Below are 15,894 nucleotides of genomic sequence, written 5' to 3' on the forward strand. Positions count from 1 at the left end.
GTGTAGCCAATTGTGGTTCGGTTTTTGAATAGCATGTAATAAATTTATATAAAAACTGTTTATTTAATTTAAAGTTTGATGTTATGAAGAAGTTTACTTACCTCTTATCTTTATTAATGGTTGGTACGGTTTTAATGTTTACTCAGTGCCGATCGAAAAAAGAGACTGCAACTGTAACTCCTCCTCCGGGAGAAACTCGAGTTGAAGTGTTGTGTAGCGGCCCTGAATATTTCTCCAATTCAGAATTTTTTAGAGCAAACAGTGTAGCAGAAAGCCCAAACCAGGCCAACTCTAAACGTATGGCTTTAAGTAACGCCAGAGCTGAATTGGCTGCTCAAATTGAGGTTACTGTTAAATCAGTGATCGATAATTATGTGCAGGATATTACAGTGGGCAATCGTCAGGAGTTTACCCAACGTTATGAAGGACTTACGCGCGAAGTAATTAATCAGCGTTTAACCGGTACACGGGTAATTTGCGAAGAGCTTACCAGAACTTCTGAAGGACGTTATAAGACCTATATTGCCATTGAGTTAAGTGGAGAAGAACTGGTTAATGCCATGAATGATCGTATTTCAAGAGATGAAAGACTTCGTTTAGATTATGATTATGAAAGGTTTAAAGATACCTTTAATCAGGAAATGGAGCAAATGAGACAGGATAGAGGTTATTAATAAGATATTTTTGTTCTGAACTATGGAAATATGGTTCAATGAGACATGTCTCATTGAACCATATTTTTTATTGAGGGTTCGTTTTTCCTGAAATAATCAGATGCCCAACTCTGCACATCAGGCATCGTTTTTCTCTGCAATAACGTTTTTTTAGATGGACAAGGGCCTGGGATTGCGATGCATTTTTAGCTTTTATGCCAATTTCTTGCCATTTCTCAATTATGTTATTCAATTCCGGTTTTAATGATTCCAGCCATTCTGTACTTTTATTGCAAAGATCTTCATTTCCGCGAAGTTTGCCATAAGCAAATACCAACGGAACAAAGGTGTTGATGATGATGAGTTCCCTGGAATTTTGTCCAATGGCTTTGCTTTTAACCGGCGACTCAGCACCCGGCCGGTAGTGACTCATCCAGTAACCTGACGGAGAAATGTTGAGCAAGGCAATTAGTTGTTGAATGTTTTCAGCTTTTAATACTTTACTAAGTGACAATCTTCCTTTGTTAAATAACTCAGCCAACTGAACCAGTCTGATGGTTGGGAAATTAGATGGTCTTAACCGGAGGAATTTCCAGGTGAAATTTTCGACAGGAATTAATCCATATTTACCGGAAAGGAGTCGGTATTCTTTCTGGAGCTTCTGTATGTATTCATCCTCAGGAAGTAATTCTGATAGGAAACCTCCCTGACCAAGAAAAATGGCCTCCAAACGTTCAATGTTATCAGCATTTTTTAATATTGTCCTCCATGGGGTTCGTCGGGCAAGCATCTCAAATGGGTCTCCATTTAAACCAAAGCCAAAGTTGCGAACCAGCAGAACGTAAAAAACTTCGTCCCAGTCGTTGTTGTATTGTGAGAGCAGTTTAATGACTGAATCAACTTTTATTTCCAGTTTTTCAATGGTCATTCTCTCCAGCCATTGAGTGAGTTGAAATTCATCAACTCTAGCAATGTCAGATGCACATGGTATCCATAACTGGTTCTGTTGAAGTTCCATGTATTTATATGTGCATGCCGTTTCAATAGGGATTTCCCAAACAGGAATTTCTCTTTGGGAGGCGCTGAAACACGTTGAATTGTTTTCAGCAACTACATGAAGTATAACATTGTTGTATGCTTCATCCTCATGGTGTCCATGTTTGAACCAATCTGAGGCCTTTAGATGGATTTCTATATTTCCGGCCCACATGGTATCCCCGATTTTGACCTTCGCATTGAAAAAGTCGGGACCTGCATCGCTGTTCAGGAGTCCGGGATTGATGATTTCCAGTTGCTCTCCCTGATTGGTAGAGTATTGTCCCGGCTTGTATAGCCTGTGTTTCCATATGTAATGAAGAAAATCTTCGGTCATGTTATAGGGATTTGGTTATTAGGTTTATCCCTAAAATACGATTTTTTATTTTAATATTTGGATAATATTTATTCTTTGATGGCCTCAATCGTATAACCGGCTTCTTTGAGCAAATAAAGTAGTCCTTTAGCCCCCGGAAGATGACCTGCACCCACCGCGATAAAGGACTGATGTTCTGTCATGATTTTCTCTAATAGTGGAACCCAGTTTTTGTTTCGCTCGGTGAGAAGTATCTCTTCAAAGTCTCTAATGTAGCTGTCAGATTCTTTTATGGCTTCGTAAAGGCAGTTTATATCCTGATTTTTATAGCAGTGAACGAGTTGCTCAAATTCTGCCAAACCTTTTTCAGGATCATTTATCATGGCAACCAGCTCTTTTACCTGAAGTTCGTATGGTATGTTGTCGAATAAGCCTGCCTGAAACTCAATGGTTTCTAATCCTTTGATGTTTATTCCATTTTGGATGGCATACGTTAAGAAGTAGTTCTCATATGATTCGACTCTGTCACAGTTTATCTGTGTCATTACCAGCATGGATGCTATCACGAAAGGTTTCATCATGCCTATATGCTCTAATCCTGCACCAAATCGGCTGGTCAGATAGTTATTGAATGCTTCAGCATCTTCGGGCTTCATGAAATCTGAAATATTTTTCATTTCCGGATGCATGGCCAGTCCTTGCATTTTTTGCATCATTTGAGGATCACTCATGTCTAGTTCCATTACCATCTTTTGACTTGACTTTAAAGCTTCTGAAACTGCATCTGAAATAAAGAAGTCTTCCGCACAAATCATATGTATGGTCCCATATATCCAGGATGGTTGCTCTAACCCATTGCCTGAGACGCGATAAAGGAGGCTGGTGTTATCATCTGCCGTTGTTGTGACAGGAGATAAAATTATGATTGTGAATACAATCATAAATAATTTTGTACATTCTCTAAAAGAAGGTTTTTCAAGTTTTTTCATCGTATTAATCTTTAATTATTATTGGTTTAATTTCATTATTCCCGTTAAATGTAGGAAAATACATTAATTCTATTTTGGCAGGATTGAGGTTGTATCTTCCGGTAAATCTTGGAACAAGTTTGACTTCCAAAGTGTATTCACCCTGTTTTAAGGTGCGAAAGAACACTGCAGTTTCATTTCTAAAATATTCACGATGAACTTCTGGCCATCCACCTTGAATTCGCTCTCCGTAGGAGCATCCACCTGGAATTGGAATGTTAAGCATGACATATTCCGCATCTGCTTTCACAATTAGATTTACTATTAAACTGGTTTCAACACCAGCGGTTAGGATATTATTTGTTGTGTTAGAAAACCAGGTGTCAATCTTGAAGTTCGTTGTGTTTCTTGTCGGCTCTTTATTCCAAAATTTCTGGTATGATGTAAAATAGACCGGGAAACTTCCGCTTTTTTCAATTGTCAGATCTGAATTATTCGAAATTTTGTGCTCAAACGGGAACTCGTCAACCGTTTTGTCAATATTTCCCCGCAATATCAATTTTGGAGCAGATACTCTGCCCTTTTCGCCCAATATATCCGGTACAATGGTTTCTAAAATTTTTATGGATTCGTATGTGTTTCTCCATTTTCCCGAGCCTCTTCTTTCCAATAGATAATTTCGGATTTGCAGCAGCAAATCTTGGTCTGGTTCATTTGAGCTTTTGATGATTCTGTATGCTAATAATGTGCTCTGCACTCTGTTGTTTAATATGTTATACCTGTATAGATTTTTGATTGTATCGTTGTAATATATATTACCCAGTATTGTTTGGTTTTTGAAGGCGTCCAAAAAGTCAATTTCTACAGGGATGTCATTTGACATCTTTAACTCTTTTAATAAAAGTAGATGATTTAAGTTGAATTCCTTTGGTAAGGACAGTTTCTCAATTTCATGAGTTAAGTTAATATGTGGTTCAAGGGTCTTTATGGCTTTAAGTATCCTAATTTGATAAGTAAAGTTATTCGTTCTATCCAGTTCTAGAATAAACCTTTGCGACAGAGTTTGGGTGTTGATGTTAATTTTATAGCCAGCATGTTGGGCTGCTGTTAAAGCTTCCACCACATGAAGACTTATCCAGTATTCTGGTTCAGAATTTCTCCACCATCCCCATAATCCGTTACGATTGATGCCTTTCTCAAGTAAATCGATTTGATTAAGTAACTGCTTTTCCAATTTAAACTCCTCATTATTAAGCTTGGCGATTTTTTTTATCATTAATAGAGCTTTTATTCTTGAGGCTATTTGTTCATTACAGTTGTACCGATAGTTAATTACTTGATGCGCTTCAGACTGCAAAATATTAAGCACATCTGAATGTGCATAGATATATGCCGAATCGATTTCAGGATTAAATTGAATCGTTATAACTGTATCGTTGTTCAGAACATGGAAGAAGCCTAATGTTTCTTCCATACCAATTGGATAAATCGGGATATGCCTTAGCTCTCCATCGAAGTAGTTCGATTCTGTTTTGAGGGAGTACTCAATTTTCAAAGAATCCTGATCATGAGTTGTAATTTGTAAGGTGTCTATTAAGATTTCCTGGCAATATCTGTCATCAAGACGAAGATTTTCAATTTCATTTATCTTAAATGTTGTTGTTAGTTTTATCGAATCGGGCAAGTAATTTAATGCTTTGCCGATGATATTTGTGGTGTCTGTTTCTACCAGAAAACGGGGAACAGCAAGTTGCCCCATTAACGGCTTAAACGATCGGGTAATGCTTTTGGTCTGTCCGCTCTGTTTTCTGCTATTCATGGCCAGAACAAAAGTTTCCCAACTGGTAATATCGTCGGGAAATGTTGTAGTAAATGTAGCCACTCCATTTTTGTCAGTACTAAGTGTTGGTTTCCAGAAAGCATAGTCTGAAAAGTTTTGCCGTATTGAGCCAGATTGCATTGCTAATTCTGTAAAAGTCTCGTCAAAATGCCCCTCTCTTAAATTATGTGGTGTTTGATTAGCTATGAAGGAATCTTTGGTGGAGATAATGATAACTCCGTTGACTGCTTTTAATCCATATATTGATGTAGCAGCGTCTCCTTTTAAAATCTCTGTGCTGTTAATCAGGCCAGGGTTAAGAGATGAGATGTCTCCAGTAAATACAAGACCGTTAACAATGATTAATGGCTTCCCTTCTTGGTCGCCAGTCGATAGATTTCCAAGTATTTGGATTCCGGGGGTCTGTCCTGCTAATTGGTGAGAAATATTTAATTGATTATTGGTGGATATTGAAGATGCTGATTGTGTTAATGACTGTCTTCTAGAAACGCCATAGCCAACAACTATAACTTCTTCAAGGGATACATAATCAGAAGTCAAAAAAACATCGATTCTGTCTCCGGCATCGGTACTAATCACTTCTTGGTTGTAGCCGATAAAGTTATAAGTTAGAAATGTATAGTGTGGAGGAACTGTAATTGAATAAAACCCTTCCAGATTGGTGACGACACCCAAATTAGTCCCTTTAACCATTATTGTAACCCCGGGTATTGGCTCTCCCGAATCGTTGTCATAAACAAAACCTTGGATGGTATTACCTCCAACTGTTGGAAATGCTTGAAAATAAGTGGATGAGAATTCTGATATAATTTTTTTCTCATGGTTAAGCGTATGAACGGGAGCGTATAGGTGATCCTCTATCAGTTCAGCAATGTTGTTGCTGAAGCTGTCTTTTTTTAATGCTTTCGGCAGTTTTATCTGATAAAAGTTTAAACCATTGTTTTTCACACCTATTGAATCAATAATATGGTATTCGGAGTTTTCAAAGAACAGGATTACCAGATAGATTCCTTTATCAAGATTTTCGATAAACGTCCTATTGTGATATATGTGCAGGAACAATGGGTCATCATGCTTTTTGACAATGGTATTTAAGAGTTGACGTTGTGATTGGTTTTCTTCGTTCTGTTCAATGGATAATTGTATGCGACCATTACCGGATGATTGGGATTCAGGAACAAAATTTCGCGCTCTTAATCGTTTTAATCTATACTGCTCCTTTTGCCATTCCGCTAGAATGCTTTTTTCGGTAATTACAGCATCAGAAAATGATTGAGGTAAATGTTTGCCTGACAGTTTTCCGGGGATAAGATGTTTTGAATTGTAACTCCTCATTTTTACCAAATTTGGAGAAAAGTCATATTGAAAGCCCGGCTCATGTTCTAACTTCATGGAGTAGCGATTAAGCTGATTAAATGAGAAATAGCTAGAAACAGGACCCGTGTAGTTATAACGAATAGGTTGAGAGTTCAATCTATTTAACATTTGTATGCCGCTGGATGTTTGTATGTAGGCAATGTTTGAATGAAAGTTATTCCTATATGGAAACATGAGGTTTGCAAGAGCTGTTGTTTCTTGGTTCGAAAACTTATTATTTGAACTTTGTACTCTTATGTTATGATGTTGAATGTTTTCGTTTATGCTTATTATCTGTTTTTTACCTGTCTCAAAAAACAGGCTATCAATGGTAATGGTTTTATCATCTGTTCGTAAGGTTATCTGATTATATCCCGGTTGAATTTTAAATGAGTATGGCTGAGAATGGTTACTCCAACTAAAATAAACCGGTCGTGCATTAACATAGATTATGTGAATGGGTTTTAGTTTGCCTTTGTCAGATACAATAAAAGGAGCAAACTGAGTTATTTCTTCTTTTGGTGTATATTCAGATTGGTAAATATTGTTACCGGGAAATAGGAATTTATAATATTCTATCGAATCAATGCCCGATAATAGTTTCCAAAGCTCATAATCAAGAATCAGTTCCGGATGCTTTGATTCGGCATGATTTATGGTGAATCTGTTTATAAATGTCCGATTTTTTCTGTTTTTTTCAAAGCTTGGTAGTTGAGGAGGCAAATATTCAAATTTGGAGGTTAGAGCATAAGCTGTAAGGTCTACGTCTTTTACCGGACTGCTAGAGTAATCGGTCACTCTAATTTCTACCTCCACTTCCTGTCCTGGGTATACCAATTGAGGTTTAATTACTTCAACGTTCAGTCTCCTTTCTTCAATTGGGATTTTGTAGTTCTCTGTGTAAACTTTACCTCCCCAAATGTAGCTGATTGAAAAGAAGTAGTTCTTCTTAGTCCTCGCTTTTCTTGAGATATCCAAAGAGCGGGTTGATCCGCTCTCGATTCTGCGATTCCCCCTGTATATGAAATAATTAAACTCTATATTCCGAGGATTATAAACTGCAATACTGACATCGTCTTTGGTTCGGGAGGAGTAAGTTTGAATCAGCGAAGATTCATTGGAAATGTTTATTGCCTTGGCTGTTTTGTTTTCTGATGTGGCGATATATTCATTATAAAATGGGTTTAGTTCTGTTTTTAGTGGTGTTTTAGATTGTTTTATTAAGGTTTGATTGCCAAAATGATCTAACCCATATATAGATGCATCAATATTAATGGGGATTCCATCGCTTTTGAAGTCAAAAGCAATAGAATCGTTTTCAAGGTTTATCTCAAAATCATTTTTCGTATGGTAATATTTGTACGTTTTAGATGTTGATGCTGATTCATTGTCAGTAGTCAATAGCTCGACATGGACGTTGTAGTCCATGTTAACTTTTGGGAAGATGGTATCAGGAATAGTAATTGTTGTTTCTTTGGATGGGTTTAGTGGCAGACTCTTATATAATAAAGTATCTGGAATGAAAGCATGGTTGGATATTAACTCGTTGACTTTTGCCGGGCTCACAAGTATGTTCAGTCTTCCATCAAGAATATTAAGATTGTTCTCATCTGTTCCCTTTATGTAAATGGTTTGCTCTTTGTTATTGTAAAAAACATCAGTATCTGCTCTTAAATCTACTTTTAGCTTAGAGAGTTCGTAATCTTCATACGTAAACCAACCGTTCATTTTCGTTTCTCCTTTGCTTGAAATTAGTGCCATGTGGTATCTGCGATCCAATTTTAAATCCAATGAGTCATGAATAAAGAAGTTATGGTGATATGCCCCTCTTCTGTATGGATGCAGTTCTGCCATTTTGATTCTTTTTCCCGGGACGTTTAGATATAGATCGAGAGGTTTGTTAATGGGGCGTCCATTCTCTTTCGTGATAAAGGCTTTTAGTTTAACGGTGTCTCCCGGAAGATACTTGGGTTTATTAAAAACAAAATAACCTGCATACCCAACTCTTCGGTTATATCGGCAATGCCATATGTCATTAAAGATGTTGCAGGCAATACTGGAATAGGCATTTGAGAAAAAGTGGGATGTTTGTCGAATTGTTCCTGTTGGATAATTGTTAATGATGGATTTTGTTCCGTCAATAGGCAAGAAAGCTATAAATCTTACAGGTTTCCAGATATACTTTGCCGGTGTATTATATGCAATGGTTCTTGAAGTTCTTTTTATCCAAGAGTTGTTTATAAACCTGTTTAATTCGTAATATTCTGTATGATTGTTCCAATAAACTGTGATTAATCCTTTTCGATTTGACTTTTCATGAGAATAACTATTTGTCTTTGGATTAAACCTGATTCGCTTGTTGCCTGTTTTTACAATTGCATCTGAAATGATTTCACCATGAAGACTTAACACCTGTATGTTGATATCTGTTTCATTGTTGAAAACTACTACATCAAACTTTGAAATCGAAAAATATTCAAAAACCTGATTCCCTTCCCGAGTGTAAAAGTAAAAATAATGTCCTGGAGGTAAATCTTTATCATAACTTAAATGAGTGGGAAAGGAATCAGTTAAAGTGTGTAAAAGGGATTTGGAAAACTCCCATTTTTTGTTTTTAAAAAGATCTTTCGTTTCAATATCTGTAAGCTGATATATGTATGTATAATAGCTAGTTCTATTACTGTTTAGTAAATCTTGCCCACTTACGTAGAATAAACAAATAAACAACAGGATTGCTGAAATAAAAGATCTTATATGTCTCATGAAGTAAAACCTTCTCCTTAATATACTATTTCTAAATAGCCTGATGTTTGAACATAAATATCTATATCCTGTCCCCAAAGACCGCGATCAATTGCGCTGTTCCTAAGATGTTGTCGCCTTCTGGCTTCATATGGTAATTTGTCTAAAATGCGAGGATCAATGGGTTGAATGTGAAGTTTGTTGATGTCGATTTCTGATGACATTAGTAGAATTTTCTGATGGTTGGTAATGGTGTCGTTGGCGTTTTGATTATCATAATAAGCTTGCAACTTATTAATATTTAAGTGATACTGTAGAAGCATCACAGAGTCTAACTCTAATGAGAATTGTTCCCCATTGGATTTCAAATAATGGAGTTGATACTCATTTTCAGTTTTAATGATTTTGCCATAGACGAACTCGTTATCACTTATTTCCGGAAACAATAGAAAGTCTGTTTTTTCTTTTTGAGAGATGGAATCTCCTACAACCGGGTGCAAAACGATGGTGCCATTTTGAGACCAAACAGTAATTGTTATAGCAAGAAATAGAGATAGAATAAATGATCGTTTCATATTAGTTTTGAATTAGAGGTTTCGTAATTTCTTAAATTATTTAGTAGAGAGATTTATCGGCTCTGATTTTTTTAATGTCCTGGTCATTGAACGTTCTAATGCTGTATTTAAAACCTGCATAAAGGGCAAGTCCATAAAATACAATGTCCATAAAACTGAAAGTTGCAGACATTAGCTGTGGCAGCAGTCGGTAATCAAACCCAAAAATTAAATCTAAAACATTTACATCCTGCATTTTTGCAATGATCGCCATTAGAGCAAAGAATTTTCCCCAAAAAACACTGAACAGAGAGATGATGGCTCCAACCGCACCAAAAACCGGCTCAATTCCGTTTCCGAAAGTTCTTACGGCAAAACCTACACCGAAACCAATCCCAAGGGCAAGCCATCCAATCTGGAAGCCTGTGGCAGCTGCTATTGCCCCCCAAGCTACAGCACCAAGAAAACCGGCAATTACGCCTGCATAAATTCCAAATGCCAGGTTTTGTTCACTTTTTAATCTTGCATATTGTTCTGGTGTAATCCTGTGAATCACATCACCCGGAGTTAACGGTTCCAATTCAACCTGAGGTGTTGTTTTTACTTTCTCATCCAGGTTAAAGTCGCCGCATGTTGAAGTAAAAGTAGCGATGTTGCCTGTCAGACTGCATAGCAGTCCCTGTTTCATGTCCATTTGCCTGTGCTGGCATACTTTGCAGAACTGTAGTTGTTCGTTTCTTGTCATTATGATCAGGTTAGGATTAACGTTTTAACTAAGAAAATCAGTTCATCAAAAATATAACTTTTTTGCAAATTTACATTATTTAACGTTCGTTTTTTTGCTGTTTATTCATGAGGTATTTAAAGCCTGATGGATCAGGCTTTAAGGTTAGGTGTATATTTTACCTATATATACGGTCAGATTCATCCAACCTGTTCGATATATTCTATCTATATGAAGAGTTCAAAAAAAATCACTATATTTGGATAAAAGGATAAGAAAATCCGCAAAACATCTTATCCCTGATTCCCATCTTTTACGATGTTCCTGTCTAAAATTCTTCAATTTTTTAATTAAACTACGCGAAAATGAGGTTTATAACTATCAATGCAAGAAATTACAGAGAAGTTGAATACATTAGGTATTTGCCGGAGGAAGTTAAACGTGAAATTGATATCGTATCAAGTGTAATACCTTTTAAAACCAATAATTACGTTGTAGATTACCTGATTGATTGGGATAACTATGAGAATGATCCGATTTACATCCTCAATTTTCCAAATAGAAACATGATGAAACAGCATCATTACGAGAAGTTGAAGGATGCGTATGACAGAGGGATTCCAAAGCCTGATATTGACAAGTTAATTTTTAATATTCGGATGGATATGAATCCACACCCGGCTCAGCAAATGACTAATGTTCCAAATCTGAACGGTGAAGAATTAAAAGGGGTTCAACATAAATATCGTGACATTGTGCTGTTTTTTCCCAGTCAGGGACAGACCTGCCATGCACATTGCACCTTTTGTTTCCGCTGGCCACAGTTTGTTAAGGATATGGATTTAAAGTTTTCCATGAGGGAAATAGAAAAGGTGATTGATTACATCAGAATAAATCCTGATGTCAATGAAATTCTGTTTACAGGAGGTGATCCCATGGTGATGGATCCGGCCACCATTCGAAAATATTTTGAAGCCTTAAAGGAGGCGCGTCCCGGTAATCTGAAACACATACGCTTTGGAACCAAATCACTTTCTTACTGGCCATTTGCTTTTATTCCCCAACTGAGTGAGGAGGGACAGGATATGCTTGATTTGTTAAAGGACATTGCCGATAGTGGTTTTCATCTGGCTTTTATGGCACATTTTAATCATCCAAACGAACTGGACAACGAAATTGTACAGGAGGCCATATACAACATCCGCCAGGCAGGGGCTGAAATTAGGACCCAGGCTCCAATTCTTCGTCACATAAATGACGATAGTCAAGTGTGGGCGCAAATGTGGAAAAAGCAGGTAGAGCTGGGTCTTATTCCTTATTACATGTTTATAGAGCGTGAAACCGGGCCTTATAATTACTTTCAGATTCCATTGGCGGAAGTTTATGAGTTATACCGAAACGCCATCAGGGAATCGGGAAGTTTTGCAAAAACCATTACCGGCCCGGTCATGTCAGCTGCAAAAGGTAAGGCTCACATTATGGGAGTCATGGATAATCCTGCTGATGGTGAAAAATACTTCATGATGCAATATGTACGTCACCGCAATTACAAGCAGACCTATAAACCTTTCTTTATGGAATACGATGAAAAAGCCACCTGGATTGACCAACTTAAAGAGGTCTCAGTTGGTAGTATGGTGTGAGTCTAGTTAGTGCAAATGAATTTACAACGAGAAATGCAAAGCAAATTAAATAAAACCAATGGCGAATATCTTTTGACGGATAAAAAAAATATCGCTGTAATGAATCGGGGAAAATCAAATACTTTATATGTGATATATGGCAGTCGCACGGGAAACTCCCGTGCTGCTGCTGAACTGGCTTTTGAGTATGGGAAATATATTGGGATGGATTGTGAACTATTGGATATGAAGGAGTTTCCGTATAACGAGATTCAGTATATCCGAAACATTTTAATTGCTGTTAGCACCCATGGTGAAGGTGATCCGCCTGCTGTAGTTGAGGCATTTTATCAATTCATGCATGGCGATGATGTTCCCTCAATGAGCGGCGTAAATTTCAGCATATTGGCACTTGGAGACAGCAGCTATAAGGATTTTTGTAAAACAGGTCATGATTTTCGTAAGCGATTGATCAGTCTGGGTGCCAAAGAGGTTTATCCAATTGTGGAATGTGATATTGATTACGAGGAAAATGCCAAAAAGTGGGTAGTTGCAGCTGTTGATTTATTCGAGAAAAAGCTTCCAAGGATCAATCAGAGACCAAACAAGGAGTTTGCCTTCGAATTAAATAAACGGGAGTTGGACGACTATAACGCTTTTTACGCTAAAGTAATGAAAAAAGGGCTGTTAACCGCCAAGGGTTATAATAAGAGAACTTATCATTTAACCCTTGATATGAATGGCTTTAAAGGGGAGTTTCATCCGGGCGATTCTTTTGGTGTTTACGCCATCAATTCTCGTTTGCTGGTAGATAAGATTCTACGAGCGATGAAATATGACGGAACGCACCGGGTTCTGGTAGATAATAAATCAAAAATGTTGAAAGAGACTTTGGTGCATGACTTTGAGATCACCATGGTAACTCCGGTTGTGATTAAAAAGTATGCTGAATTAGCCGGACACCGAGATCTTGCAAAGCTTGTTGCCAATGAACTACAGATGATTGCTTTTTGTGAGTTTCATGACGTGCTCGACTTGGTCACCATGTTTCCGGCACAGGTTGATCAGCAGCAATTTCTTTCCATACTGAGAAAACTAAACCCCAGATTGTATTCTGTGGCAGCCAGTTCTTTGGCTCATCCCGGAGAGTTACACCTTACAGCAGGAATCATTGAATATCCACTCTATAACCGCAAACATTCAGGTGTTTGCTCGTCCATGTTTGCCGATAGGTTAGAAGAAGGGGACACCCTTGCATTATTTCATGAGCCCAATGAGTCTTTCAGATTACCGACAGATGATTCTTTGCCGGTTATTATGGTAGCAACTGGTACAGGTATCGCACCTTTTCGGGGTTTTTTGCAGGAACGGGCATTTCGAAAAGCAGAGGGCGCAAACTGGCTTTTCTTTGGAGATCGTTATTCTTCAAGTGATTTTCTGTACGGCAGAGAGTTGGAAGATTTCTTTGAATCGGGTTTGTTAACCCGATTGAATCTGGCTTTTTCTCGCGACTATAAGGAGAAAATATACGTTCAGGATTTGATGGAGAAGAATGGTAAGGAAATTTTTGAGTGGATTGATGAACGTGGTGCCATCATATACATCTGTGGTAATAAGCGAACCATAGGGCAGGATGCGAGGGAATCATTGAAACGAATAATTAACATTTACCGGGATATTGATGATCCGGCGCCGGATGAGTATTTGAAGAAGTTAGTATTTGAAAAACGACTAAGAACCGATTTGTATTAGTTTTTTTATTGTTTGGGTCATATATGACAGGGGCTTTCTTTTATAATTGGGGAGAAAATCATTCAGTATATCCTTTTTGCCTGATACTTATCGTTGTTGTATTGCGATACAATTCTTATATTTGAGGCAGTTGAACAAACCATATGGTTTGTTCATTTTGTTCGCATTTTTTTCCGGTAAACCTAATTGTAACGCATTAACACATTAGTAAAATGAAAAAATTATTTGGTTTTATTTTAACACTCGTCTTTATGGCATCATGTGCTACAACGGATGAAAATCCGTTTTTTTCTGATTATGATACTCCGTTTGGAGTTCCGCCCTTTCATTTAATTGAAAACTCTCATTTCATTCCTGCCTTTGAAGAAGGAGTTCGTCAACAGGAAGCTGAAATTGCAGCCATTATAACTAATCCTGCACTACCTGATTTTGATAATACTGTGGCAGCGCTTGATTACAGCGGCGATTTGCTGAATCGTGTAGCCTCTGTGTTTTATAATTATAACTCATCCAATACATCAGATGAAATTCAGGCATTGGCTCAGGAAGTTGCGCCTATGATGTCATCTCATAGAGATAACATCAGTCTGAATCCTGCGTTATTTTCAAGGATTCAGACCGTTTACAATCAAAAAGATGAACTGGATTTGACCGAAGAGCAAGCCATGCTCCTGGAAGAGACCTACCAGAGTTTTGTTCGCAATGGAGCAGCGCTTCCGGCCGAGCAGCAGGAGCGTTTTCGTGAAATAAATCAGGAGTTGTCGGTTCTCACTTTGCGTTTTGGTCAAAATGTTTTGGCAGATGTTAACGATTTCAAACTTTGGATTGATGATGAGGCTGATCTTGCAGGTTTGCCCGGTTCAGTGGTTGATGCTGCTGCCGAAGCAGCAGCTGCTGAAGGTCAGGAAGGCAAGTGGTTGTTTACCCTTCATAACCCCAGCGTTATGCCATTCCTAACTTATGCCGACAACCGCGATCTACGTGAGAAAATGAATCGTGCATATGTGCTTCGTGGAAATAATGATAATGATAACAACAACCAGGAGATCATCAATCGTTTGGTTGAGTTGCGTCTTGAGCGTTCAAAAATGCTTGGGTTTGATACATATGCCGATTTTGCTTTGCAAAACCGCATGGCTGGAAATGTAGAAACTGTTGAGACCTTCCTGAAAGATTTATGGACAGCTGCACTTCCCATTGCACGTGACGAGGCTGTTGAACTGCAAAAAATGATTACCAGCGAGGGAGGTGATTTTGAACTTGCATATTGGGATTGGCGCTATTACGCTGAAAAAGTGCGTAAAGCAAAATATGATCTTGATGAAGGTGAAATCAGCCAGTATTTTGAAATCAATAATGTTCGCGATGGTATTTTTATGATTGTGAATAAGCTTTGGGGATTGGAATTTGTTGAGCGTCCAGACGTTCCTGTTTACCATCCCGATGCTACTGCGTGGGAGGTTCTCGAAGCTGATGGTTCTCATCTTGGTATTTTATACATGGATATGCACCCGCGTGCAAGCAAGAGAGGTGGAGCATGGATGAGTAGCTACCGCAGGCAGCAGGTAACTCAGGATGGGGAGTTTGTACACCCCATAATTACCATTGTTTGTAACTTTACTGCACCCAGCGGAAACCAGCCTGCTTTGCTTACTTTCGACGAAATGACCACCTTCTTTCACGAGTTTGGACATGCCATTCATGGTTTGATGTCGGATGTTATTTATCCCGGTCTGGCTGGAACTTCTGTCCCTCGTGATTTTGTTGAGTTGCCATCACAAGTACTTGAGAACTGGGCAAAACATCCCGATGTTTTGAAAATGTTTGCAAAACATTACGAAACAGGAGAAACCATTACTGATGAATTAATTGACAGAATTATGGCCAGTGCCAATTTTAACCAGGGATTTGCAACAGTTGAGTTTTTGGCATCTGCACTCCTTGATATGGATTACCATACCAAAACCGTGTTTGAATCTTTTGATGTAAACGAATTTGAAACTCGTGTTCAGAATCGTTACGACATGATGGATGAAATTTATTTCCGCCATGGTAGTACACATTTCCAGCATATTTTCTCAGGAGGTTACTCTGCCGGTTATTACAGCTACATTTGGGCGGGTGTTTTAGATGCCGATGCCTTTGAGGCGTTTGTTGAAACCGGAGATCTGTTCCACCAGGAAACAGCCAGAAAATTCCGTACAGAGATTCTTGAGCGCGGTGGTACCCGTGATGCTATGGAAATGTATAAATCTTTCCGTGGAAAGGAACCCGGAATTGAACCTCTTTTAAGACAACGTGGCTTAGTAAGATAAGGATATTTATAATTCAA

General features: G+C 38.1%; 9 protein-coding genes. 4 read left to right on the forward strand and 5 right to left on the reverse strand.

What is annotated here, in order from left to right:
- The first annotated feature begins 83 nt into the window (after positions 1 to 83).
- Positions 84 to 674, forward strand: a complete 591-nt coding sequence (locus EV194_RS10575) for an LPP20 family lipoprotein (RefSeq protein WP_132434008.1) — start codon at positions 84 to 86, stop codon at positions 672 to 674.
- 67 nt (positions 675 to 741) lie between these two features.
- Here the strand turns inward: EV194_RS10575 and EV194_RS10580 are convergent, their stop codons facing one another.
- The 5 genes from EV194_RS10580 to EV194_RS10600 form a co-directional block, all read right to left on the reverse strand.
- The gene (locus EV194_RS10580; protein WP_132434009.1) at positions 742 to 2,025 is read right to left on the reverse strand and encodes a DUF2851 family protein; all 1,284 of its coding nucleotides are present in this window, start codon (positions 2,023 to 2,025) and stop codon (positions 742 to 744) included.
- A gap of 68 nt (positions 2,026 to 2,093) precedes the next feature.
- Positions 2,094 to 2,993 carry a TraB/GumN family protein gene (locus EV194_RS10585; RefSeq protein ID WP_132434010.1) on the reverse strand — a complete coding sequence of 300 codons (900 nt, stop codon included), beginning with the start codon at positions 2,991 to 2,993 and terminating at the stop codon, positions 2,094 to 2,096.
- 4 nt (positions 2,994 to 2,997) lie between these two features.
- Positions 2,998 to 8,931, reverse strand: coding sequence for a carboxypeptidase-like regulatory domain-containing protein (locus tag EV194_RS10590; protein ID WP_132434011.1), 5,934 nt, complete (start codon positions 8,929 to 8,931; stop codon positions 2,998 to 3,000).
- A 17-nt stretch (positions 8,932 to 8,948) separates the two neighbouring features.
- Complete coding sequence (locus tag EV194_RS10595; RefSeq protein ID WP_132434012.1) at positions 8,949 to 9,485, reverse strand: hypothetical protein; 537 nt, start codon at positions 9,483 to 9,485, stop codon at positions 8,949 to 8,951.
- A gap of 40 nt (positions 9,486 to 9,525) precedes the next feature.
- On the reverse strand, positions 9,526 to 10,209 hold the full coding sequence (locus EV194_RS10600; protein WP_132434013.1) for a hypothetical protein: 684 nt from the start codon (positions 10,207 to 10,209) through the stop codon (positions 9,526 to 9,528).
- A gap of 344 nt (positions 10,210 to 10,553) precedes the next feature.
- Between EV194_RS10600 and EV194_RS10605 the strand changes: the two genes are divergently transcribed.
- The 3 genes from EV194_RS10605 (at position 10,554) to EV194_RS10615 (ending at position 15,877) form a co-directional block, all read left to right on the forward strand.
- Positions 10,554 to 11,831 (forward strand): KamA family radical SAM protein, encoded by a 1,278-nt coding sequence (locus tag EV194_RS10605; RefSeq protein WP_132434014.1) that lies wholly within the window; start codon positions 10,554 to 10,556, stop codon positions 11,829 to 11,831.
- Between the two features lie 33 nt (positions 11,832 to 11,864).
- Positions 11,865 to 13,562: a diflavin oxidoreductase gene (locus EV194_RS10610; protein WP_207916003.1), complete on the forward strand. Its 1,698-nt coding sequence runs from the start codon at positions 11,865 to 11,867 to the stop codon at positions 13,560 to 13,562.
- A gap of 212 nt (positions 13,563 to 13,774) precedes the next feature.
- Positions 13,775 to 15,877: a M3 family metallopeptidase gene (locus EV194_RS10615; protein WP_132434016.1), complete on the forward strand. Its 2,103-nt coding sequence runs from the start codon at positions 13,775 to 13,777 to the stop codon at positions 15,875 to 15,877.
- Positions 15,878 to 15,894 lie beyond the last annotated feature (17 nt).

It is taken from the genome of Natronoflexus pectinivorans (genome assembly GCF_004345615.1).
Taxonomy (GTDB): domain Bacteria; phylum Bacteroidota; class Bacteroidia; order Bacteroidales; family Marinilabiliaceae; genus Natronoflexus; species Natronoflexus pectinivorans.